A 21,648-nucleotide genomic window follows, 5' to 3' on the forward strand; every position below is an offset into this window, starting at 1 on the left:
GCATTTAATTGGAAGAAAGGGCATCAGTGAATATTGTTGACCAATTGTTAAGACAAGGAAAGTCATTATTATCTCCCTTTGGACTATAACAAATTGGACAACAATATTAACTACGGGAATGATTCAACTATAGTTTTCTTTGACAAAAAGTACCGTCTGTGTTATTATGTAAGACGGTACTTTTTACTTTTGGTCTCTCAAAAGTGTACAGAGACGTGCTGACAATAGTTGCAAAAGTACACCCGGATATAGGCTGTCACCGAGTGCTATATCAACCAAAAATAAAAAAACACAGGAGAATGTAGATGCCTACAATTAACCAGTTGGTACGTAAACCACGTAAATCTAAAATTGAAAAATCAGATTCACCAGCTTTGAATATTGGCTACAACAGTCATAAAAAAGTTCACACAAAACTTTCAGCACCACAAAAACGCGGTGTTGCAACACGTGTGGGTACAATGACACCTAAAAAACCTAACTCTGCCCTTCGTAAATTTGCCCGGGTACGCTTGAGCAACCTTATCGAAGTAACAGCCTACATCCCAGGAATTGGCCACAACTTGCAAGAACACAGTGTGGTACTTATTCGTGGTGGACGTGTAAAAGACCTTCCAGGGGTACGTTACCATATCGTTCGTGGAGCACTTGATACAGCAGGTGTTGCTGACCGTAAGCAAGGCCGTTCTAAATACGGTGCTAAACGTCCAAAAGGGTAATAGAGGGGAGATAAGAAAGAATGAGTCGTAAAAATCAAGCACCAAAACGCGAAGTATTACCAGATCCATTGTACCATTCAAAAATTGTAACACGTCTTATCAACCGTGTTATGCTTGATGGAAAACGTGGTACAGCTGCTACTATTGTTTATGATGCCTTTGCAGCTATCAAAGAAGCTACTGGCAATGATGCCCTTGAAGTATTCGAAACAGCGATGGACAACATCATGCCTGTTCTTGAAGTTCGTGCTCGCCGTGTTGGTGGGTCAAACTACCAAGTTCCAGTCGAAGTTCGTCCAGAACGTCGGACCACACTAGGTCTTCGCTGGTTGGTAAATGCATCACGCGCACGTGGTGAACACACAATGAAAGATCGTCTTGCCAAAGAAATCATGGATGCTGCTAACAACACAGGAGCGTCTGTTAAGAAACGTGAAGACACACACAAAATGGCTGAGGCTAACCGTGCCTTTGCTCACTTCCGTTGGTAATATAGGCTATTTTAGCGGGAAACAAATGTTAGACGAAATAGGAATAGTGACGCAGAAGCTTCAGCTTCTAGGAGCTATTATCTTTTTGTCAGCGACTTGTATCTCAAACTCAGTTATAAGATACGCAGACGCATAGAATGCATAGTGAAAATAGAAAACTTGCCGAAGAGACTTTTGTCTCTAGGAAAGGTTATCTTTTTCACACAGCGTTTAGCCTGAGTTCAATTACAAGGTGTACGACACTTACCTGTAACTGGTTATGTCCGCATCAAACCAACAAACTCTTCTCAATAAATAATTAGCATAACGGGTAGGTCCTGCCTATCCGTTTTTTCTCAAATAGTGCTATAATAGACTTATTAAAAAAGATATAGGAGAAAAAACCTAATGGCTCGCGAATTTTCACTAGCAAAAACTCGTAACATCGGTATCATGGCTCACGTTGATGCTGGTAAAACAACAACTACTGAGCGTATTCTTTACTACACTGGTAAAATCCATAAAATCGGTGAAACCCACGAAGGCGCTTCCCAAATGGACTGGATGGAGCAAGAGCAAGAACGTGGAATTACAATCACTTCTGCTGCAACAACTGCACAATGGAACGGTCACCGTGTTAACATCATCGACACACCAGGGCACGTGGACTTCACTATTGAAGTACAACGTTCTTTGCGCGTACTTGATGGTGCAGTAACCGTTCTTGACGCTCAATCAGGGGTAGAACCACAAACTGAAACCGTATGGCGCCAAGCTACTGAATACGGTGTTCCGCGGATTGTTTTTGCAAACAAAATGGACAAAATCGGTGCTGACTTCCTTTACTCAGTAAGCACCTTACATGACCGTTTACAAGCAAATGCTCACCCAATCCAATTACCAATTGGTGCTGAAGATGACTTCCGTGGTATTATTGACTTAATCAAAATGAAAGCGGAAATCTACACCAATGATATTGGTACAGACATTCTTGAAGAAGATATTCCTGAAGAATACCTCGAACAAGCTCAAGAATACCGTGAAAAATTAGTAGAAGCTGTTGCTGAAACTGATGAAGACCTCATGATGAAATACCTAGAAGGCGAAGAAATTACTACAGATGAGTTGAAAGCAGCTATCCGCCAAGCAACCATCAACGTTGAATTCTTCCCAGTATTGTGTGGTTCTGCCTTCAAAAATAAGGGTGTTCAAATGATGCTTGATGCAGTTATTGACTACTTACCAAGCCCACTTGACATTCCTGCTATCAAAGGTATTAACCCTGACACTGATGCAGAAGAAACACGTCCAGCATCTGATGAAGAACCATTTGCTGCCCTTGCCTTTAAGATCATGACAGACCCATTTGTAGGTCGTCTAACCTTCTTCCGCGTTTATTCAGGTATTCTTAATAGCGGTTCTTATGTCATGAACACCTCTAAAGGCAAACGTGAACGTATTGGACGTATCCTTCAAATGCACGCAAACAGCCGTCAAGAAATTGAAACAGTATATGCTGGTGATATTGCTGCTGCCGTTGGTTTGAAAGACACAACTACTGGTGACTCATTAACTGATGAAAAAGCAAAAGTTATCCTTGAATCTATCGAAGTACCAGAACCAGTTATCCAATTGATGGTTGAGCCTAAATCAAAAGCTGACCAAGACAAGATGGGTATCGCGCTTCAAAAACTAGCAGAAGAAGACCCAACCTTCCGCGTTGAAACCAACGTTGAAACGGGTGAAACAGTTATCGCTGGTATGGGTGAGCTTCACCTTGATGTCCTTGTAGACCGTATGCGTCGTGAATTCAAAGTGGAAGCAAACGTAGGTGCTCCTCAAGTATCTTACCGTGAAACTTTCCGTGCTTCGACACAGGCTCGTGGTTTCTTCAAGCGCCAATCCGGTGGTAAAGGTCAATTTGGTGACGTTTGGATTGAATTTACACCAAATGAAGAAGGTAAAGGCTTCGAATTCGAAAATGCAATCGTTGGTGGTGTGGTTCCACGTGAATTCATCCCAGCAGTTGAAAAAGGACTTGTTGAATCCATGGCAAACGGTGTCCTTGCTGGTTACCCAATCGTTGATGTGAAGGCAAAACTATATGATGGTTCTTACCACGATGTTGACTCATCTGAAACGGCCTTTAAGATTGCTGCTTCACTTGCACTTAAAGAAGCTGCCAAAACAGCACAGCCAGCTATCCTTGAGCCAATGATGCTTGTCACTATTACAGCACCTGAAGACAACCTCGGTGATGTTATGGGTCACGTGACTGCTCGTCGTGGACGTGTTGATGGTATGGAAGCACATGGTAACAGCCAAATCGTTCGTGCCTATGTTCCACTTGCTGAAATGTTTGGTTATGCGACAGTTCTTCGTTCAGCTACCCAAGGACGTGGTACCTTTATGATGGTATTTGACCACTATGAAGATGTTCCTAAGTCTGTCCAAGAAGAAATTATCAAGAAAAACCGTGGTGAGTAATCCCACCCCTTGAAAAGGAATTGAAACGATCAATTCCTTTTCTTTTTATATTTTCATCTGGTCACTCATCACTTGGCAAGGAGGTCTAAACAATCAAATTTCCATCAGTCCTTAAGCCATGAAAATAGCTATTTTATTTGCATTTTTGTGGGAATCATTATATAATAATCATGTTGAAAGATTTTGGAGGCACCTCCAAGTTAATCTTTTCACATTATAGGTAGGGAGTCACTCCCTTAAATATTATTCTTTTGATTTTCATAAGGAGGAAATCACTAATGGTAGTTAAAGTTGGTATTAATGGATTCGGTCGTATCGGTCGTCTTGCATTCCGTCGTATCCAAAACGTAGAAGGTGTTGAAGTAACACGCATCAACGACCTTACTGATCCAGCAATGCTTGCGCACTTGTTGAAATATGATACAACTCAAGGACGTTTCGACGGTACAGTTGAAGTTAAAGACGGTGGCTTTGAAGTTAACGGAAAATTCGTTAAAGTTTCTGCTGAACGCGATCCAGAACAAATTGACTGGGCTAACGATGGTGTTGAAATCGTTCTTGAAGCAACTGGTTTCTTTGCAACAAAAGCTGCTGCTGAAAAGCACTTACATGCTGGCGGTGCTAAAAAAGTTGTGATCACTGCACCTGGTGGCTCAGATGTTAAAACAGTTGTTTTCAATACTAACCATGACATCCTTGATGGTTCTGAAACAGTTATCTCAGCTGGTTCATGTACAACAAACTGTCTTGCACCAATGGCAGACGCTTTGAACAAAAACTTTGAACTTAAAGTTGGTACAATGACTACCGTTCATGGTTACACTGGTGACCAAATGGTTCTTGATGGCCCACACCGTAAAGGTGACTACCGTCGTGCTCGCGCAGCTGCAGCAAACATTGTTCCTAACTCAACTGGTGCTGCTAAAGCTATCGGACTTGTTATCCCTGAATTGAACGGCAAATTACAAGGTCATGCACAACGTGTACCAGTACCAACTGGATCATTAACTGAACTTGTATCTGTACTTGGCAAAAAAGTAACAGCTGACGAAGTTAACGCAGTAATGAAAGCTGCTGCTAACGATTCATACGGCTATAACACTGATGAAATCGTATCTTCTGATATTGTAGGTATGTCATATGGTTCATTATTTGACGCTACTCAAACAGAAGTTACTGAAGCTGCTGACGGTACTCAATTGGTTAAAACTGTTTCATGGTATGACAACGAAATGTCTTACACATCACAACTTGTTCGTACCCTTGAATATTTCGCAAAAATTGCTAAATAATGAGACTGTTAAATTAAAAGGAAGAGCTTTTCTTCCTTTTTTTGCGATGTTGGCAACTAGAGCAGGTTAGCTAAATAGCTAATCCTTACATAGACTTCAATGTGCGTCTCACATTTAAAAACGTTATCTAATGTGATATGTTTATCTTTAATTCCGATTACTTCTGTAGTATGTGATAGAGTTGTTCCATATGATGCTTTCTAATGAGTTGTTTTGACGCTGCTTTTCATGATAAGTCATATAGAACGTTTTGTCTGCATGAAAAGAGGCCCATCATCTCCAGAGTGGCGTTACCCACTACAGAAATGATAGAGCCGCATTTCAGTGCTTTAGCGCTGCCTTTTTTCACTCCCTCATCGTCTCCAGCTGGCCCTAGGCAGGTCAGGTCCCAAGCGAAGCAATCGCAACTGCACTGATAAGAGCAAGAGAAGAGTTAGAGCGTTTTAGCACAAGTCAGCTTTGAAAAAAATTGTGAAAAAATTAATTTATTCCTTTCATTCTAAAGAATTTTAAGCAATTTTATGTTATAATTGTAGGTATCAAACATAGAAAAATAAGGAGTCTCTTTATATGGCTAAAATGACTGTAAAAGACATTGATGTAAAAGGTAAAAAGGTTCTCGTTCGTGTTGACTTTAACGTTCCATTGAAAGATGGCGTGATCACAAACGATAATCGGATTACTGCAGCTTTGCCTACTATCAAATACATTGTAGAAAACGGCGGACGTGCCATTCTTTTCTCACACCTAGGTCGTGTCAAAGAAGAAGCAGATAAAGAAGGTAAATCACTTGCTCCTGTTGCTAAAGCTTTATCTGAAAAACTTGGCCAAGATGTGGTTTTCCCTGGTGTAACCCGTGGTGCTGAGTTAGAAGCTGCTATTGATGCTCTAGAAGACGGTCAGGTTTTACTCGTTGAAAACACACGCTTTGAAGATGTGGACGGCAAAAAAGAATCAAAAAATGATCCTGAGTTAGGTAAATACTGGGCTTCATTAGGTGATGATCTTTTTGTAAATGATGCTTTTGGGACAGCACACCGTGCCCATGCTTCTAACGTAGGTATTTCGGCAAATGTTGCTAAAGCAGTAGCTGGCTTCTTGCTTGAAAACGAAATTGCTTACATTAAAGAAGCAGTTGAAACACCAGAACGTCCATTTGTGGCGATTTTAGGTGGTGCTAAAGTCTCAGATAAAATCGGTGTCATTGACAATCTGCTTCAAAAAGCAGATAAGGTTATCATCGGTGGTGGGATGACTTATACCTTTAACAAAGCTTTGGGTCACGCTATTGGTGACTCCCTTCTTGAAGCAGATAAGGTTGATGTTGCTAAAGATTTATTGGACAAAGCGGGTGACCGTCTAGTCTTACCAATCGACAGCAAAGAAGCAAATGGCTTTGCTGATTACACTGAAATTCGTGTGACTGAAGGCCGTGATATTGACGCTGGTTTCCAAGGTTTGGATATTGGACCAAAATCTGTAGCTGAGTTTGAAAAAGTCCTTGAAGGTGCTAAGACAGTTGTCTGGAATGGCCCAATGGGTGTCTTTGAAAACCCTGACTTCCAAGAAGGAACTATCGGTGTTATGGATGCTATCATCAAGCAACCAGGTGTTAAATCAATCATCGGTGGAGGTGATTCTGCCGCTGCAGCGATTAATTTAGGCCGTGCTGACAAATTCTCATGGATTTCTACTGGTGGTGGCGCAAGCATGGAATTACTAGAAGGTAAAGAATTACCAGGCCTTGCTGCCTTAACAGAAAAATAAGCTAGCCACCTTTGGGATTTGCCAAATCGTAAAAGCTTGACTAAGACGAAACGTTGGATCAATCAATCCAACGTTTTTTTCTCTGACAGTTTTTTTCTCTGACAAGTTAGGCTTGTTGCTTGTCCCAATGAGCAAAGGGCTTTGCCAGTGTTTTAGTCAAGCAAGCGCCAAGAATAGGCCAGCCATAGGGCGGGTTAACCAGAGGCCTAGAGGTAAGGATACATCGGGCAAAAGCTTGATAGCAATTTGCTAATCTTTGGGGGCTTTTCTCACATCAGACGGCAAATTATGTTACACTAAAGCTATATGTGGAAGGAAATCATAACATGAACAATTATCATTTTGATCCGCGGCATTTAAAAGTGGGCATGCGAACATTAAAAACAGGGATTTCAGTCTTTTTAGTTCTCCTTATTTTTCATCTACTTGGTTTTCAAGGTTTGCAAATTGGTGCCTTAACAGCTGTTTTTAGCTTGCGTGAAACGGTTGACCAAACTATTTCCTTTGGGACATCAAGGATTCTTGGCAACAGTATTGGCGGTAGCTTTGCCTTTATTTATTACCTCTTACAGATGGCTTTTGATCATCAATTTTGGGTGACCTTGGTTGCGGTGCCTATTTTGACTATGCTGACAATCATGTTTAATGTCGCCTTTAATAACCGCTCAGGGATTATTGGCGCTGTTGCTGCTTTATTGATTATTTGCTTATCTCTGCCGACTGACGATACCTTTTGGTCTGTTTTTGCCAGAATTTTTGAAACGTTTTGTGGGGTGTTTATTGCCATTTTGGTCAATACGGATCTTGAATGGCTGCGCAAAAAATGGCGCAAGCTATGATCATGTAAGATTATCTGACATCGCTTCTTGACATTCCTTAGTCAAGGTATATAATAAAAGGGTAAAAGGAGTTAGCCATGAAAGAAAGAGAACTAAGGCGATCCATCGCCGTCTTTTCCATTGGTGCTGTTATGCGGTTGACGGATTTATCAGCTCGGCAAATTCGCTATTATGAAGAGCAGGGCTTGATCAAACCGGAACGAACACAAGGAAACCGCCGTTTATTTTCATTAAATGACATGGACCGTTTGCTAGAAATCAAAGATTTTATTAGTGATGGCTACACGATTGCAGCCATTAAGCAGGAATATGCTAAGCGTCAAAAAAAGCTAGCGGCCAAAGGTAAGGCCTTGAGTGATGCTGAAGTTCGGCAGATTTTACGTGAAGAACTCCGCAACCAAGGAGGCTTTTCAACTCCTGCGCAAACCTTGGGAAACTTTCGTATTTGACCTTGCTTCTAGAATAGTTTTAAGGAGAGATTATAATGACAATCACAGCTGAAGACATCCGTCGTCAAGTCAAAGAAAAAAATGTCACATTCCTACGCTTGATGTTTACCGATATTATGGGGATTATGAAAAATGTCGAAATCCCAGCAACGGACGAACAGTTAGATAAGGTCTTATCAAATAAGGCTATGTTTGATGGCTCATCTATTGAAGGTTTTGTGCGAATCAATGAATCAGACATGTATCTCTATCCTGATCTTGATACCTGGATTGTTTTTCCCTGGGGTGATGAAAATGGTGCTGTCGCAGGCCTAATCTGTGATATTTATACAGCTGAGGGTGAGCCTTTTGCTGGTGATCCCCGTGGTAATTTAAAGAAAGCCCTGGCACACATGGAGAAAGTTGGCTACAAGTCTTTCAATTTAGGACCAGAACCAGAGTTTTTCCTTTTTAAAATGAACGAAAAAGATATGCCTACCCTTGAAGTCAATGACCATGGTGGCTACTTTGACCTGGCACCCACTGATTTAGCAGATAACACCCGTAGAGAGATTGTCAATATCCTCACTAAAATGGGCTTTGAAGTGGAAGCCAGTCACCACGAAGTAGCTGTTGGGCAGCACGAGATTGACTTTAAATATGCTGATGTGCTCAAAGCTTGTGATAATATCCAGATTTTTAAGCTGGTGGTGAAAACCATTGCACGAGAACACGGTTTACATGCCACCTTTATGGCCAAGCCCAAATTTGGTATTAATGGCTCAGGCATGCATTGTAATATGTCACTTTTTGATCAGGACAACAAGAATGCCTTTTTTGATCCCAATGATCCGCGCGGCATGCAATTGTCACAAGACGCCTATTATTTCTTAGGTGGTCTCATGCAGCATGCTTATAATTACACTGCTATTATGAATCCAACCGTCAATTCTTACAAGCGGTTGGTACCTGGCTATGAAGCACCAGTCTATGTGGCCTGGGCAGGGCGCAACCGCTCACCATTGATTCGAGTACCAGCTTCGCGGGGCCAAGGAACACGCTTAGAATTGCGTTCGGTTGATCCAACTGCCAATCCTTATTTAGCCTTAGCTGTTCTTTTAGAGGCAGGCTTAGACGGTATTGAACAAAAAATTGAGGCACCAGAGCCAATCGAAGCCAATATCTATACCATGACGGTAGAAGAGCGCCAGGCAGCAGGTATTGTTGATTTACCTTCAACGCTACACAATGCTCTTAAGGCTTTGCAGGCTGACGAGGTGGTCAGACGTGCCCTTGGTGAGCATATCTTCATCAATTTTGTCGAAGCCAAGCGGATTGAGTGGGCTTCTTATGCCACCTTTGTGTCCCAGTGGGAAATTGATAACTACCTACAGAATTATTAGAATTTCATAGGCTACGGAAGAACCTTCCGTAGCTTTTTTTATACTTATATTCAAGCAGTTGTGATAAGATATTCTTTTTATGATAATAAAAAGTTTTCATATAGCATGGTCTAAACTATAACAATGTATAAAAAATAAAATCACAATTTTCAGAAAAAATACTTTCATTTTTTTTGAATTGTGATATAATTTAATTCACAACTTAGATTTAGGGATACGAGGAGGAAAGTTAATATGGCAGGTTCAAAAACTTTAAGATGGAAGCGTGTAGGATTGGGGACAGCCACCCTTGCTTCAGTAGCTGCTTTGATGGCATGCGGTAATAAGGCTGCAACTAGTGGCAATAAGGATGAGATTAACTGGTATACACCTACTGAGATTATTACCTTGGACGTGTCAAAAAATACTGACAGCTACTCTGCTTTAGCTATTGGCAATTCAGGAAGTAACCTACTCCGCGTTGATAATAAGGGCAAGCTGCAACCCGACCTAGCTAAAAATGTTACGGTATCAGATGATGGCCTAACCTATACAGCAACCTTACGTGATGGCCTCAAATGGTCCGATGGGAGTCCGTTAAGTGCTGCTGATTTTGTCTATAGTTGGCAACGCATGGTTGATCCCAAAACAGCCTCTGAGTATGCTTACCTGGCAACAGAAGCTCATTTAAAGAATGCTGAGAGCATTAATACCGGCAAAAACAAGGACTTAGACAGCCTGGGAGTCAAAGCAGACGGTGACAAGGTGATCTTTACCTTAGATAAACCTTCCCCCCAATTCAAGAGTTTGCTGTCTTTTGCTAACTTTATGCCCCAAAAAGCAGACTTTGTGAAAAAAGTTGGCAAGGATTACGGGACTAGCTCAGACAAGCAAGTTTACTCTGGTCCCTACACGGTTAAGGATTGGAATGGCACGAGCGGTTCTTTCAAGTTAGTTAAAAACAAGGACTACTGGGATGCAAAGCACGTTAAGACAAAAACGATTCATGTGCAAACCGTTAAAAAGCCAGATACTGCTGTGCAAATGTACAAGCAAGGTAAGCTTGACTTTGCCAATATCTCTGGGACTTCTGCTATCTATAATGCCAATAAAGCTAACAAGGCAGTCGTAGCAGTACCTGAGGCAACAACTTCTTATATGGTTTATAACCAAACTGGCAAGGTTGCAGCCTTAAATAACCTTAAGATTCGTCAAGCACTGAATTTAGCGACTGATCGCAAGGGAATTGTCTCAGCGGCCGTTGATACGGGTTCAAAACCAGCGACAGCTCTAGCGCCAACTGGTTTAGCTAAGCTAAAAGATGGCAGTGATTTAACAAAATATGTCGCGCCAGGCTATACCTATGACAAGGCAGAAGCAACTAAACTCTTCAAAGAAGGCTTGGCTGAATTAGGCAAATCTTCTGTGAAGTTAACCGTAACTGCTGATGCGGATACCCCTGTGGCTAAAGCAGCGGTTGATTATATTAAGGAAACTTGGGAAAAAGCCCTACCTGGCTTATCCGTAGAAGAAAAATTTGTTCCCTTTAAGCAACGTCTTGAAGATACTAAGACTCAAAACTTTGAAGTCGCCCTTGTGCTCTGGGGTGGTGACTACCCAGAAGGGTCAACCTTCTATGGCCTCTTTAAATCTGGATCTGCTTATAACTACGGCAAATTTACCAATGCTGCTTACGATGCTGCCTATGAAAAAGCATTGACCACCGATGCCTTAGATTCAGATGCGGCAGCTCAAGATTACAAGGCTGCTGAAAAAGCCCTTTATGACAATGCGCTTTATAACCCAGTCTACTTCCGCTTAACGGAAGGCTTGCAAAATCCAAGCATTAAAGGCTTAGTGCGCAACTCAACTGGGTTGAATGTTGACTTTACTTATGCTTATAAAAAATAAGCTTTCGTAACCCCTTAAAAATGTAATGCGGCAAGAATTGGTTGTCAAGCCAGTTCTTGCTTTTGTTAGAGGATTCTTATGACTAGATATTTATTAAAACGTGTTGCCATTCTACTGATAACACTATGGGTGGTCATCACCCTCTCTTTTTTCTTGATGCAAATCATGCCAGGGACACCCTTTAATAATCCCAAATTAACCGATGAAATGATTGCCCTAATGAACCAGCAATATGGTTTGGATAAGCCCTTGTGGCAGCAGTACGCCAAGTACCTATTAGATATTTTGCATGGTGATTTTGGGACTAGCTATCAGTCCATCAATCAACCCGTTGCGCGCTTGATTGCCCAAAGACTGGGTGTATCGGTTCATTTGGGCCTTCAGGCTTTGGTGGTCGGTATTATTTGTGGCTTATTTGTCGGAGCAGTTTCTGCTCGTAATAAAAACAATAAGATTGATGCGGTATTAAGTGTACTTTCAACTCTTGGGATTTCCGTCCCTTCCTTTATTATTGGCTTACTTTTATTGGACTATTTTGGCTTTAAATGGGGCTTAGTGCCCTTATCTGGCTGGGGAAGTTTTGGACAAACCATCTTACCAACTTTGGCACTGGCCATCCCTGTCTTTGCCCAAGTTACCCGCTTTTTTAGAAGCGAAATGATTGAGACCTTAAATACGGACTATATTCAATTAGCTCGCGCTAAAGGCTTGACCAAGCGCCAGGTGACCAATAAGCATGCCTATCGTAATTCGATGATTCCAGTTTTGACCCTGGTTGGTCCGATGGCAGCCAATATTTTAACAGGCTCAGCCTTGATTGAGCAAATCTTTTCCATTCCAGGGATTGGTCAACAGTTTGTCACGTCCATTCCGACAAAGGATTATCCCGTTATTATGGGAACGACCATTGTCTACGCCGTGATGCTGATGGTCGCAATTTTGCTGACAGATATTGTGATTAGCTTGGCTGATCCCCGCGTTCGCCTAGGCTAGGAGGGTATTATGGTAGAAGAAAAACAGCAGTTTAAGTTAGTCGGTGTTAGCAGTGCTGCCACCCAAGAAAAAATTCAAAAACCAGCCCTCTCCTTTCTTCAGGATGCCTGGCGGCGTTTAAAGCAAAATAAATTAGCCGTGGTGGCTATGACTTTTTTAGCTTTCTTATTAGTCTTTTCACTGAGTTCGGCTTTTGTAGTCTCAAAGCAAGATGCCAATAATTTTAACAGTGCTAAAGTCAGTGTTTACCGCAATTTACCTCCAAAATTAAGTGGCCAATTACCATTTTGGAATGGAAAGATTGTCTATGCCGGCAATAGCCAAGCTAACGATGCCTATACCGATCAGGGTGTGCCCGAAGATAAAAAATTCCTACTTGGGACTGACAATCTGGGCCGCAGCCTGGGCAAGCGGATTACCGTAGGAATTCGAATTTCCCTCTTGATTGCCATTGTTGCGACCTTGATTGACCTCGTTATCGGTGTGACTTATGGCTTGGTCTCTGGTTTTACAGGGGGTAAGGTGGATACCATCATGCAACGGATTATCGAGGTTATCTCCTCCATTCCTAACCTGGTTATTGTGACAATGCTAGGTTTATTACTAGGAAATGGTGTGGTCTCCATCATTATTTCGATTGCGATTGTTGGTTGGACCTCCATGGCCCGGCAGGTGCGTAATCTGACCCTATCTTACCGTGAGCGTGACTTTGTCTTAGCGTCACAGGCTTTGGGCGAAAGTCATTTCAAAATTGCCTTTAAGCATATTTTGCCCAATATCTCTGGAGTTATCATTGTGCAAATTATGATGACTGTGCCAAGTGCGATCATGTATGAGGCTGTCTTATCAGCCATTAATCTAGGGGTGAAACCCCCAACGGCCTCGCTTGGCTCGCTAATCACCGATGCCCAAGAAAACCTCCAGTATTATCCATATCAAGTGCTATTGCCAGCCTTGGCACTTGTCTTTATTTCTCTTGCCTTTATTTTATTGGGCGATGGCTTACGCGATGCTTTTGACCCAAAAGCAAGCAATGACTAGGAGGAAAAGCAGATGTCTAGTGAAACGATTTTGAATGTCAAAAACCTCCACGTTGATTTTAAAACCTATGCTGGAGATGTCCAAGCCATTCGTGATATTAATTTTGATTTGAAAAAAGGGGAAACCCTGGCCATTGTTGGTGAATCTGGTTCCGGAAAATCGGTTACCACCAAGACCTTGATGGGGCTCAATGCCAAAAATGCACATATTTCTGGGGAGATTGTCTTTAAGGGACAACATCTGGACCAATTGAAGGAAGAAGAGTGGGTTAAGATTCGCGGCAAGGAGATTGCCATGATCTTCCAAGATCCGATGACAAGTTTAGATCCCACAATGAAGATTGGTCTGCAAATTGCCGAGGCTATTTTGACCCATGAAAACATCACAAAGCAAGAAGCCCTAGAGCGGGCGCTCACTTTAATGGAGCAAGTCGGCATCCCAAATGCCCAAGAACATGTCAATGATTATCCGCACCAATGGTCAGGCGGCATGCGGCAGCGGGCCGTGATTGCCATTGCCCTTGCTGCTAACCCAGCCATCTTGATCGCTGATGAGCCAACAACAGCTCTTGATGTGACCATTCAGGCACAAATTTTGAAATTGATGAAGGACATTCAATCCAAAATTTCCTCTTCCATTATCTTTATTACCCATGATCTTGGTGTGGTGGCTGGTGTGGCTGATCGCGTTGCAGTCATGTATGCTGGTAAAATTGTCGAATATGGTACTGTTGATGAGGTTTTTTACAATCCTCAGCACCCCTATACCTGGGGACTCTTAAATTCGATGCCTACTACCGATACCGCAAGAGGTAGCCTCCAAGCGATTCCTGGCACTCCGCCGGATTTATTAAATCCTCCAAAAGGGGATGCTTTTGCTGCCCGAAATGCCTATGCTCTGGATATTGACCATGAGGCAGAACCACCAATGTACCAAGTGAGTGACACCCACTTTGCGGCCACATGGTTGTTAGATGAGCGAGCACCAAAAGTAACACCGCCATTACCCATCCAGGACCGTTGGGCCAAATGGCAACAGATGGAAGGGAGAAAGGCTTAATGCGTGATGAAGGCAAGAAATTAGTCCAACTAAAGAATGTGTCGCTAACCTTTAATAAGGGCAAGAAAAACGAAGTCAAAGCTATTGATAATGTTAGTTTTGATATCTATGAAGGGGAAGTCTTTGGCCTTGTGGGAGAGTCAGGCTCTGGTAAGACCACTGTGGGCCGTGCTATTTTGAAATTGTATGATATTAGTGAGGGGGAAATCATTTTTAATGGCGAGTCTATTTCTCACTTAAAAGGCAAAGCCTTACATGATTTTCGAAAAAATGCCCAGATGATTTTTCAAGATCCGCAAGCCAGTTTAAATGGTCGGATGAAAATTCGCGATATTGTCGCTGAAGGTTTGGACATTCATAAATTAACTAAGAATAAGGCTGAGCGTGAAGCACGAGTCCAAGAATTACTTGACTTGGTTGGTTTGAATAAGGACCATGTTACCCGTTATCCACATGAATTTTCCGGTGGTCAACGCCAACGGATTGGCATTGCTCGCGCCCTAGCGGTTAAACCAAGATTTATCATTGCGGACGAACCGATTTCAGCATTAGATGTATCCATTCAGGCGCAGGTGGTTAACTTGATGCAAAAATTGCAGCATGAACGTGGCTTAACCTATCTCTTTATTGCGCATGACCTTTCCATGGTCAAATACATTTCTGATCGCATTGGGGTCATGCACTGGGGGAAGATGCTGGAAATTGGCACCGCAGAAGATGTCTATAATCACCCGATTCATCCGTATACGAAGAGCTTACTCTCAGCGATCCCAGAGCCTGATCCAGCAAAAGAGCGGCTGCGGACAGCAGACATTTACGACCCAAGCCAAGAGCTGGATGGCCAAGAACGCGAAATGCGTGAGATTACACCAGGGCACTTTGTCTTATCTACCGAAGAAGAAGCCATGACTTATAAAACCCGTATTCTCTAATAAAAACTCTAGGTGCTGTAGCCTCATAGTGGGATAGAAAAATACTTTATGAAACCAATTTCTTGAATTGAACAGGAGATTGGTTTTTTAAATGACCTTGAACTGATGCAAAACCATTTCCCGTTCAGGACGTTTAAATGACCGTTTAGGAATTTGAGGAATCTCCTGCAAAAAATACTGTATACTAATCTTGTCCAGTTGCAACTGGACAAATTAATAGATTTTTTGGAGACATACGGAAATGGATACACTATCTCTTTCCCAATTTGAACGTTTAGACTTGGAATCTCTTGCTGCAATTGAAGGCGGTAAAAATAATTGGCAGACAAATGTCAATAGTGCTATTGCAGCAGGGGCTGCAGGGGCAGGCCTTGGCTTTCCACTATGCGGCGTACCTTGTGGGTATATTGGTGCTAAGGCAGCCATTACACTTTGGGCAGGTGTTACAGGGACTACAGGTGGATTTTAAACATTTAAAACATACTATTATCTGTGATTGTAAATGACTTTTGGAGTGGAGAAAATGAAACAATATAAAGAATTAGCAGCAGCTGAATTTCAGGAAATCTCAGGAGGAAATGCACCTGGTAATGCTGGATTAGGAGGACTTAAAGCAGGATTTAAATTTTGTAAAGTACCTCATCCAGTACTAAAGGGTGTATGTGTAGCTGGTTTTACTGCCGGTGGAGCCTACTTGACATATAAGGCAAACTAGATGGTATTTATTATCTTTTCAGGTCTTTATATATTAATCACTTTTTACATCATGTTTGACAGTGCAAAGAAGAGTAAAATAAAGGAATCATCTTCTTACTTAAATTTTTTATTTTTTTATTACTTTTCAACATCAATGCATACTGTAAATCTTTTATCCCTCCCGTCCATCCTTCTCTTTTTAGTGATTTATCTAGAAAATAGAGATAAGCCCTGAGATTGCAGATAGGATTTAGGTAAATGGCAGTTTAAGCTAACAAACTGAGATAATGCCATTATTATCTTAGAGTGAGCGTGGTATTTCAAGACTAATAATGTCACACCAAAGATTTGACAGTTACATCAGTGCTTATTAACACCTGGTTACAGACTCTGAAAATGATTTTTTACTGTTCAACCAAATGGATTATTATCTTCATAAAGATAACATTGTAATGAGAAAAGAGGAAAGACTCGTTTTTTAAGTCTTTCCTCTTTGACAGAAGTGATAGAGCCTATAAAATTCCCCAACCGAATTGTGCACAGCCCCCAAATGATAGGTAGCGAGAATCCTAACCACCTATTGATAAACTAAGTTAGGCTAAACACAAAGGATGCCCCTTGTATGGTACAGGTGGCATCCTTTGTGTTTTTGCTATTAATCTTTGTCAGGTGTAAGCACCATTGGAATTATGATTGGTTCGCGTTCCGTTTTTTCGTATAAAAATGGACGTAAGGCATTGACAATCGCGCCATTGACGGACTGAATGCTGGCATCCTTGTTTTTGAGGGCAATGCGGATAGCGTTGAATAAGATCCGCTGGCTTTCGCGGATAAGATCGCCTGATTCGCGCATATAGATGAAACCACGGCTCAGAATATCTGGTCCAGCCAGAATCATCTGAGTGTCAAAGTTAACAGTCGCTACTGCTAGAACCACACCGTCTTGGGACAAATCTCTGCGATCGCGCAGAACAGCAGTACCGATGTCACCAATACCATTACCATCAACGTAAATATCTTGGGCATTGAAGTGCCCGGCGCGCCGAGCTGAGTCACTGGTTAAGGCTAAGACATCGCCGTTTTCAAGGATAAAGATATTTTCTTTAGGAATTCCAGTGTCAACGCCTAGTCCAGCATGGACTTTTTGCATCCGATATTCCCCATGAACTGGCATAAAGAATTTAGGCTTGAGGAGGCGAAGCATTAATTTTTGTTCTTGCTGCCCACCGTGGCCAGATGTGTGGATGTTGTTAACCTTGCCATGGATAACATCAACACCAGCTTCTTGGATTGTGTTGATGAGTTTGTTGACACTGGTGGTGTTACCAGGAATAGGACTAGATGAGAAGATAACAGTATCGCCAGGTTGCAAGGAGACCTGTCTGTGGGTTCCATTGGCAATCCGAGCTAGCGCAGCCATTGGTTCACCCTGGCTACCCGTACACATGATTAAGATGTCACTGGCGTGGTAATGTTTGATTTCATTTGGTTCGATGAAGGTTCCCTCTGGGACCTTGATGTAGCCTAATTCAATACCGTTGACGATGGCCTTTTCCATGGAGCGGCCAAAGACGGCAATTTTGCGTCCGGTGCGCACAGCAGCTTCGGCAGCTTGTTGCAAGCGGAAAATGTTGGAGGCAAAGGAGGCGAAGATAATGCGGCCATGGATGCCCTCAATGATTTTCATAATGGACTGGCCAACAACTTTTTCAGAGTTGGTAAAGGTAGGAATCTCAGCATTAGTCGAATCTGAGAGCAGACATAGGACGCCTTCTTCTCCTAGTGCAGCCATGCGTTGTAAATCTGCAGGTTCGCCAACCGGAGTAAAGTCAAATTTAAAGTCGCCAGTACACACGACCTTTCCTTGGGGCGTATGGATGACAATCCCTAGTGGTTCTGGGATGGAATGGGTAGTCCGAAAGAAGGTAACCTTCATATTTTTGAAAGTTAACTGAGTATTATGGTTAATTTCGTAAAGTTTGGCATCACGTAAGAGACCATGTTCTTCTAATTTTCCACGAATGAGGGCAAGAGCAAGTGGTCCAGCATAAATAGGCACATTGGCTTGCTTTAGTAGAAATGGGATACCCCCGATGTGGTCTTCGTGGCCATGTGTAATCACAACAGCCTTAACCCGATCAACATTGTCAACGATGTAAGAATAATCAGGGATCACATAGTCAATACCTAGCAAATCGTCTTCTGGGAATTTTATCCCAGCATCAACAATGATAATCTCATCTTGATACTCGATACCATAAGTGTTTTTGCCGATTTCGCCAAGACCACCGATGGCATAGACGCCAACTTCATGAGGTTTTATATCGATATTTGGCATAGATTATAGCTCCGTAAGTTCAAAAACACCTGCTGTTTTTTCATATTCGAGGTGCTTGTCAGATAAACGTTCAATGTATTCAACATTGTAGTTTTTGTGTTCTTCAATAAGACGTCGTGTCTTGATGCGGCCTTCAAGCTCAGTTTGAGCATCCACATCAAGATACATGACTTTAGTGTTTTCCCGGCGTGGGCTACGCTCTTTGTTTTCTTGATAAAAGATTTTGTAAATCATTTGTCCTTAAGTTCCTTTCTTAAATGAATCAATATTCTAAACAACAAGAAAGCAGTCAAAACCACGAGTGGTTCGACAGCTGACTATTCGCACTTTTTTGTAGTTGATTTTGTCCTTGATTCTGTATAATTACCCTAATTATATCATATTATAAGCTTCAAGTAAAAACATTAAGAGAATATTCCTTAGCTAGCCTTTTGGGCTTTCCTTCTTTTTGTGATATAATGAACCATAGAAAATTCCGGAGATGATAAGAAAACCCATGAAAATCCTTGCCTTTGATACGTCAAATAAAACCTTGGCTTTGGCCTTATTAGAAGACGATCAGTTACTAGCAGATGTGACGTTAAACATCAAAAAAAACCATAGCATTTCTTTGATGCCGGCTATTGATTATTTGGTTGCCTCAGTTGATTTGACCCCGGCTGATTTAGACCGGATTGTGGTGGCTAAGGGGCCGGGTTCCTATACCGGCTTAAGGGTTGCGGTGGCGACGGCCAAAATGCTGGCTTACAGTTTAAGTATTGACCTGGTCGGCGTCTCAAGCCTCTATGCCCTAGCGGCTCCCATTACCGAGCCGGGCTTGATTGTACCCTTGATTAACGCTAGACGCAATAACGTGTATGTTGGCTTTTATCGTGACCAGCAAGCCATCAGACCAGATAAGCACGCCCCCCTTGAAGCAGTGCTAGCAGAATTAGCAAAAGAAACACAGGTTACATTTACTGGGGAGGTGGCTGAGTTTGCCGAGCAACTTAGCAAGGCTCTGCCACACGCCCAGATAAGAGCCAGCCTGCCTAGTGCTTACGAAATCGGCAAAAAAGGCCGCAAGCTCCCACCCGAGAATCCCCATGCCTTCGTACCAGACTACTTAAAAAAAGTCGAAGCTGAGGAAAATTGGCTAAAAAACCATCAACCAGATCCAAAGGCCAAGTACATTAAGCGAGTGTGACCATGAAAACCATAGAAGAACAAGCAGAAATCCTCTATCAGATCTTAAAGGATGCTAATGGGCAAGCAACATGGAATAAAAAACAAATAGAAAGTGATCTGGCTGCTGAAACGGTTGATATTCTCTATGCTTATGACCACCAACAGCTAGTTGGTTTTATGAGCTTACAGCAGCTAGCCGGGGAGATTGAGTTGACCAATCTAGCTGTCAAAAAAGCCTACCAGGGCCAGGGCATCGCAAGGAGACTGCTCAAGCACCTAAGCTCTTACTCACAGCCTATCTATTTAGAAGTACGCAAGTCCAATCACATCGCCCAACATTTGTACCAATCAATCGGCTTTGAGGCAATAGGAGAACGTAAAGCTTACTACCATGACCCAAGTGAGCCAGCGGTAATCATGAAACGAGAAGGAAACGATGAAAGATAGATATATTTTAGCTGTTGAAAGTTCATGTGATGAGACCAGTGTGGCCATTTTGAAAAATGACGATCAGCTCTTGTGTAATATTATTGCTAGCCAGGTGGAAAGCCATAAACGCTTTGGTGGAGTAGTGCCTGAGGTTGCTAGTCGCCATCACGTTGAAGTCATTACAGCTTGTTTTGATGATGCCCTCAAGCAAGCTGGTATTAGGGCCAAAGATTTAGACGCTGTAGCTGTGACTTACGGACCAGGTCTTGTGGGAGCACTCTTAGTAGGAATTGCTGCCGCTAAGGCCTTTGCTTGGGCTAACAAGCTTCCCCTTATTCCAGTCAACCATATGGCTGGGCATTTGATGGCTGCCCGAGAACAAAAAGAGCTCAGCTATCCCTTGCTGGCCCTCTTGGTTTCAGGTGGTCATACAGAGTTGGTCTATGTGACAGAACCAGGCAACTACCAGATTGTGGGTGAGACACGTGATGACGCTGTCGGTGAGGCCTATGATAAGGTTGGTCGGGTCATGGGTCTAAGCTATCCCGCTGGTCGTGAAATTGACCAATTAGCCCACCAAGGACAGGATAACTACCATTTTCCCCGGGCTATGATAAAAGACGATAACTTAGAATTATCATTCTCAGGCCTCAAATCAGCCTTTATTAATGTGCATCATACGGCCCAGCAAAAAGGTGAAACGCTCAATGTGCCCGATCTATGTGCCTCTTTCCAGGCAGCTGTGTTAGACGTCCTTCTAGCCAAAATCAAAAAGGCTCTCGCACAATATCCCGCAAAAATGTTGGTCGTAGCTGGTGGTGTAGCTGCTAATCAGGGATTACGTGAACGCCTAGCTGAGGAGATAAAAGGGGTAGAAGTGGTGATTCCGCCCCTTCGCCTGTGTGGGGATAACGCTGGCATGATTGCTTTAGCCGCAGCGATTGAGTATCAACAAGGTCATTTTGCGCATTTAAACCTTAATGCTATACCAAGCCTCACCTTTGCTCATTTTCAGCCCTAATTCCCAAGCCAGCTAAAATAATCTTAAGCAGCAAATAGCCCGGTATCTTGGCATACCGGGCTATTTTATGATAACGAAATTGGCGATGATGATTGCTAATTACTAGTCTTTTGAAAAGAATGGGTAAAGGTCAAAGGGGTTGTTACCAGCTTGCTTTAGTGACGCCAGGTAGCTGTCCTTTATGAGCGAGTTCACGGAAATTAATCCGGCTTACCCCAAACTTACGCATGTAAGCATGTGGACGGCCGTCAATTCTGTCACGATTTTTAAGACGATTGGGATTTGAATCACGTGGCAATTTGCGTAATGCTTCATAGTCCCCTTTGGCTTTAAGTTCGTGACGTAGGTCAGCGTACTGTTCGATCAATTGCAGTTGCTTTTGGTATTTTGCAATTTTTGACTTTTTGGCCATTTGTTTCTCCTTCTAATAATGTCATCACTTTGGAGTGTTATCAAGACTCCTAGTTTTCTTAACTGGTAATTAACCGGTTAAGGTAAACATACCCTTATTATACACCTTTTGCCGTAGAATGCAAGCAAAAGCTAGCCATTGAATCATTCCCGTAGTTAATATTGTTGTCCAATTTGTTATAGTCCAAAGGGAGATAATAATGACTTTCCTTGTCTTAACAATTGGTCAACAATATTCACTGATGCCCTTTCTTCCAATTAAATGC

General features: G+C 42.4%; 21 protein-coding genes. 18 read left to right on the top strand and 3 right to left on the bottom strand.

The genetic code is table 11. The annotated features are described in order from the left end of the window. Positions 1-305 precede the first annotated feature (305 nt). The 15 genes from rpsL to GWD08_RS07325 all read left to right on the top strand — a co-directional run bounded on the left by rpsL (position 306) and on the right by GWD08_RS07325 (position 16,035). Positions 306-719, top strand: coding sequence for a 30S ribosomal protein S12 (gene rpsL, locus GWD08_RS07255; RefSeq protein WP_159543253.1), 414 nt, complete (start codon positions 306-308; stop codon positions 717-719). A gap of 20 nt (positions 720-739) precedes the next feature. Next, the gene (gene rpsG, locus GWD08_RS07260) at positions 740-1,210 is read left to right on the top strand and encodes a 30S ribosomal protein S7 (RefSeq protein WP_159543251.1); all 471 of its coding nucleotides are present in this window, start codon (positions 740-742) and stop codon (positions 1,208-1,210) included. 387 nt (positions 1,211-1,597) lie between these two features. Then, positions 1,598-3,676, top strand: a complete 2,079-nt coding sequence (fusA, locus tag GWD08_RS07265) for an elongation factor G (protein ID WP_159543249.1) — start codon at positions 1,598-1,600, stop codon at positions 3,674-3,676. Positions 3,677-3,954: 278 nt separating this feature from the next. Further along, the gene (gene gap, locus GWD08_RS07270) at positions 3,955-4,968 is read left to right on the top strand and encodes a type I glyceraldehyde-3-phosphate dehydrogenase (RefSeq protein ID WP_159543247.1); all 1,014 of its coding nucleotides are present in this window, start codon (positions 3,955-3,957) and stop codon (positions 4,966-4,968) included. A gap of 570 nt (positions 4,969-5,538) precedes the next feature. After that, positions 5,539-6,735 (top strand): phosphoglycerate kinase, encoded by a 1,197-nt coding sequence (locus GWD08_RS07275; RefSeq protein WP_159564984.1) that lies wholly within the window; start codon positions 5,539-5,541, stop codon positions 6,733-6,735. A 326-nt stretch (positions 6,736-7,061) separates the two neighbouring features. Further along, positions 7,062-7,574 carry an FUSC family protein gene (locus tag GWD08_RS07280; RefSeq protein WP_159564986.1) on the top strand — a complete coding sequence of 171 codons (513 nt, stop codon included), beginning with the start codon at positions 7,062-7,064 and terminating at the stop codon, positions 7,572-7,574. Between the two features lie 77 nt (positions 7,575-7,651). After that, positions 7,652-8,023 (top strand): MerR family transcriptional regulator, encoded by a 372-nt coding sequence (locus GWD08_RS07285; RefSeq protein ID WP_159548541.1) that lies wholly within the window; start codon positions 7,652-7,654, stop codon positions 8,021-8,023. Positions 8,024-8,058: 35 nt separating this feature from the next. Further along, positions 8,059-9,405 (top strand): glutamine synthetase family protein, encoded by a 1,347-nt coding sequence (locus tag GWD08_RS07290; protein ID WP_159564988.1) that lies wholly within the window; start codon positions 8,059-8,061, stop codon positions 9,403-9,405. A gap of 234 nt (positions 9,406-9,639) precedes the next feature. Next, a complete protein-coding gene (locus tag GWD08_RS07295) occupies positions 9,640-11,295 on the top strand; it encodes a peptide ABC transporter substrate-binding protein (protein ID WP_159543238.1) in 1,656 nt (551 codons plus the stop codon). Positions 11,296-11,373: 78 nt separating this feature from the next. Next, complete coding sequence (locus GWD08_RS07300) at positions 11,374-12,288, top strand: ABC transporter permease (protein WP_159543236.1); 915 nt, start codon at positions 11,374-11,376, stop codon at positions 12,286-12,288. 9 nt (positions 12,289-12,297) lie between these two features. Then, entirely contained in the window at positions 12,298-13,329 is a 1,032-nt protein-coding gene (locus tag GWD08_RS07305; RefSeq protein WP_159543234.1) for an ABC transporter permease, read from the top strand. Between the two features lie 12 nt (positions 13,330-13,341). Then, complete coding sequence (locus GWD08_RS07310) at positions 13,342-14,388, top strand: ABC transporter ATP-binding protein (protein ID WP_159564990.1); 1,047 nt, start codon at positions 13,342-13,344, stop codon at positions 14,386-14,388. Further along, complete coding sequence (locus GWD08_RS07315) at positions 14,388-15,320, top strand: ABC transporter ATP-binding protein (protein ID WP_159565000.1); 933 nt, start codon at positions 14,388-14,390, stop codon at positions 15,318-15,320. The genes GWD08_RS07310 and GWD08_RS07315 overlap by 1 nt, the downstream gene beginning before the upstream one ends. A 241-nt stretch (positions 15,321-15,561) precedes the next feature. After that, entirely contained in the window at positions 15,562-15,789 is a 228-nt protein-coding gene (locus GWD08_RS07320) for a Blp family class II bacteriocin (RefSeq protein WP_159564992.1), read from the top strand. A gap of 54 nt (positions 15,790-15,843) precedes the next feature. Further along, complete coding sequence (locus GWD08_RS07325) at positions 15,844-16,035, top strand: bacteriocin (protein WP_159564994.1); 192 nt, start codon at positions 15,844-15,846, stop codon at positions 16,033-16,035. Positions 16,036-16,671: 636 nt separating this feature from the next. Here the strand turns inward: GWD08_RS07325 and rnjA are convergent. Further along, positions 16,672-18,354 (bottom strand): ribonuclease J1, encoded by a 1,683-nt coding sequence (rnjA, locus tag GWD08_RS07330; RefSeq protein ID WP_159564996.1) that lies wholly within the window; start codon positions 18,352-18,354, stop codon positions 16,672-16,674. A 3-nt stretch (positions 18,355-18,357) separates the two neighbouring features. Continuing rightward, positions 18,358-18,588, bottom strand: a complete 231-nt coding sequence (locus GWD08_RS07335; RefSeq protein ID WP_159543207.1) for an RNA polymerase epsilon subunit — start codon at positions 18,586-18,588, stop codon at positions 18,358-18,360. Between the two features lie 262 nt (positions 18,589-18,850). On the opposite strand from GWD08_RS07335, the gene tsaB reads away from it, so the two are divergent. Genes tsaB through tsaD form a run of 3 tightly spaced genes read left to right on the top strand, consistent with a single transcriptional unit; the run spans position 18,851 to position 20,971 of the window. Next, entirely contained in the window at positions 18,851-19,540 is a 690-nt protein-coding gene (tsaB, locus tag GWD08_RS07340) for a tRNA (adenosine(37)-N6)-threonylcarbamoyltransferase complex dimerization subunit type 1 TsaB (protein ID WP_159565002.1), read from the top strand. 2 nt (positions 19,541-19,542) lie between these two features. Further along, positions 19,543-19,968: a ribosomal protein S18-alanine N-acetyltransferase gene (gene rimI, locus GWD08_RS07345; RefSeq protein WP_159548556.1), complete on the top strand. Its 426-nt coding sequence runs from the start codon at positions 19,543-19,545 to the stop codon at positions 19,966-19,968. Beyond that, a complete protein-coding gene (gene tsaD / locus GWD08_RS07350; RefSeq protein WP_159564998.1) occupies positions 19,958-20,971 on the top strand; it encodes a tRNA (adenosine(37)-N6)-threonylcarbamoyltransferase complex transferase subunit TsaD in 1,014 nt (337 codons plus the stop codon). Before rimI ends, tsaD begins: the two co-directional genes overlap by 11 nt. A gap of 142 nt (positions 20,972-21,113) precedes the next feature. Here the strand turns inward: tsaD and rpsN are convergent, their stop codons facing one another. Then, positions 21,114-21,383, bottom strand: coding sequence for a 30S ribosomal protein S14 (gene rpsN, locus GWD08_RS07355; protein WP_159543201.1), 270 nt, complete (start codon positions 21,381-21,383; stop codon positions 21,114-21,116). Positions 21,384-21,648 lie beyond the last annotated feature (265 nt).

Source organism: Streptococcus halichoeri, assembly GCF_009870755.1.
GTDB classification, from domain to species: Bacteria; Bacillota; Bacilli; order Lactobacillales; family Streptococcaceae; genus Streptococcus; species Streptococcus halichoeri.

Bases quoted from the DNA above. Each gene is read 5' to 3' on its own strand.
- rpsL (WP_159543253.1), top strand. From the start codon at position 306: ATGCCTACAATTAACCAGTTGGTACGTAAACCACGTAAATCTAAAATT.
- rpsG (WP_159543251.1), top strand. From the start codon at position 740: ATGAGTCGTAAAAATCAAGCACCAAAACGCGAAGTATTACCAGATCCA.
- fusA (WP_159543249.1), top strand. From the start codon at position 1,598: ATGGCTCGCGAATTTTCACTAGCAAAAACTCGTAACATCGGTATCATG.
- gap (WP_159543247.1), top strand. From the start codon at position 3,955: ATGGTAGTTAAAGTTGGTATTAATGGATTCGGTCGTATCGGTCGTCTT.
- GWD08_RS07275 (WP_159564984.1), top strand. From the start codon at position 5,539: ATGGCTAAAATGACTGTAAAAGACATTGATGTAAAAGGTAAAAAGGTT.
- GWD08_RS07280 (WP_159564986.1), top strand. From the start codon at position 7,062: ATGAACAATTATCATTTTGATCCGCGGCATTTAAAAGTGGGCATGCGA.
- GWD08_RS07285 (WP_159548541.1), top strand. From the start codon at position 7,652: ATGAAAGAAAGAGAACTAAGGCGATCCATCGCCGTCTTTTCCATTGGT.
- GWD08_RS07290 (WP_159564988.1), top strand. From the start codon at position 8,059: ATGACAATCACAGCTGAAGACATCCGTCGTCAAGTCAAAGAAAAAAAT.
- GWD08_RS07295 (WP_159543238.1), top strand. From the start codon at position 9,640: ATGGCAGGTTCAAAAACTTTAAGATGGAAGCGTGTAGGATTGGGGACA.
- GWD08_RS07300 (WP_159543236.1), top strand. From the start codon at position 11,374: ATGACTAGATATTTATTAAAACGTGTTGCCATTCTACTGATAACACTA.
- GWD08_RS07305 (WP_159543234.1), top strand. From the start codon at position 12,298: ATGGTAGAAGAAAAACAGCAGTTTAAGTTAGTCGGTGTTAGCAGTGCT.
- GWD08_RS07310 (WP_159564990.1), top strand. From the start codon at position 13,342: ATGTCTAGTGAAACGATTTTGAATGTCAAAAACCTCCACGTTGATTTT.
- GWD08_RS07315 (WP_159565000.1), top strand. From the start codon at position 14,388: ATGCGTGATGAAGGCAAGAAATTAGTCCAACTAAAGAATGTGTCGCTA.
- GWD08_RS07320 (WP_159564992.1), top strand. From the start codon at position 15,562: ATGGATACACTATCTCTTTCCCAATTTGAACGTTTAGACTTGGAATCT.
- GWD08_RS07325 (WP_159564994.1), top strand. From the start codon at position 15,844: ATGAAACAATATAAAGAATTAGCAGCAGCTGAATTTCAGGAAATCTCA.
- rnjA (WP_159564996.1), bottom strand. From the start codon at position 18,354: ATGCCAAATATCGATATAAAACCTCATGAAGTTGGCGTCTATGCCATC.
- GWD08_RS07335 (WP_159543207.1), bottom strand. From the start codon at position 18,588: ATGATTTACAAAATCTTTTATCAAGAAAACAAAGAGCGTAGCCCACGC.
- tsaB (WP_159565002.1), top strand. From the start codon at position 18,851: ATGAAAATCCTTGCCTTTGATACGTCAAATAAAACCTTGGCTTTGGCC.
- rimI (WP_159548556.1), top strand. From the start codon at position 19,543: ATGAAAACCATAGAAGAACAAGCAGAAATCCTCTATCAGATCTTAAAG.
- tsaD (WP_159564998.1), top strand. From the start codon at position 19,958: ATGAAAGATAGATATATTTTAGCTGTTGAAAGTTCATGTGATGAGACC.
- rpsN (WP_159543201.1), bottom strand. From the start codon at position 21,383: ATGGCCAAAAAGTCAAAAATTGCAAAATACCAAAAGCAACTGCAATTG.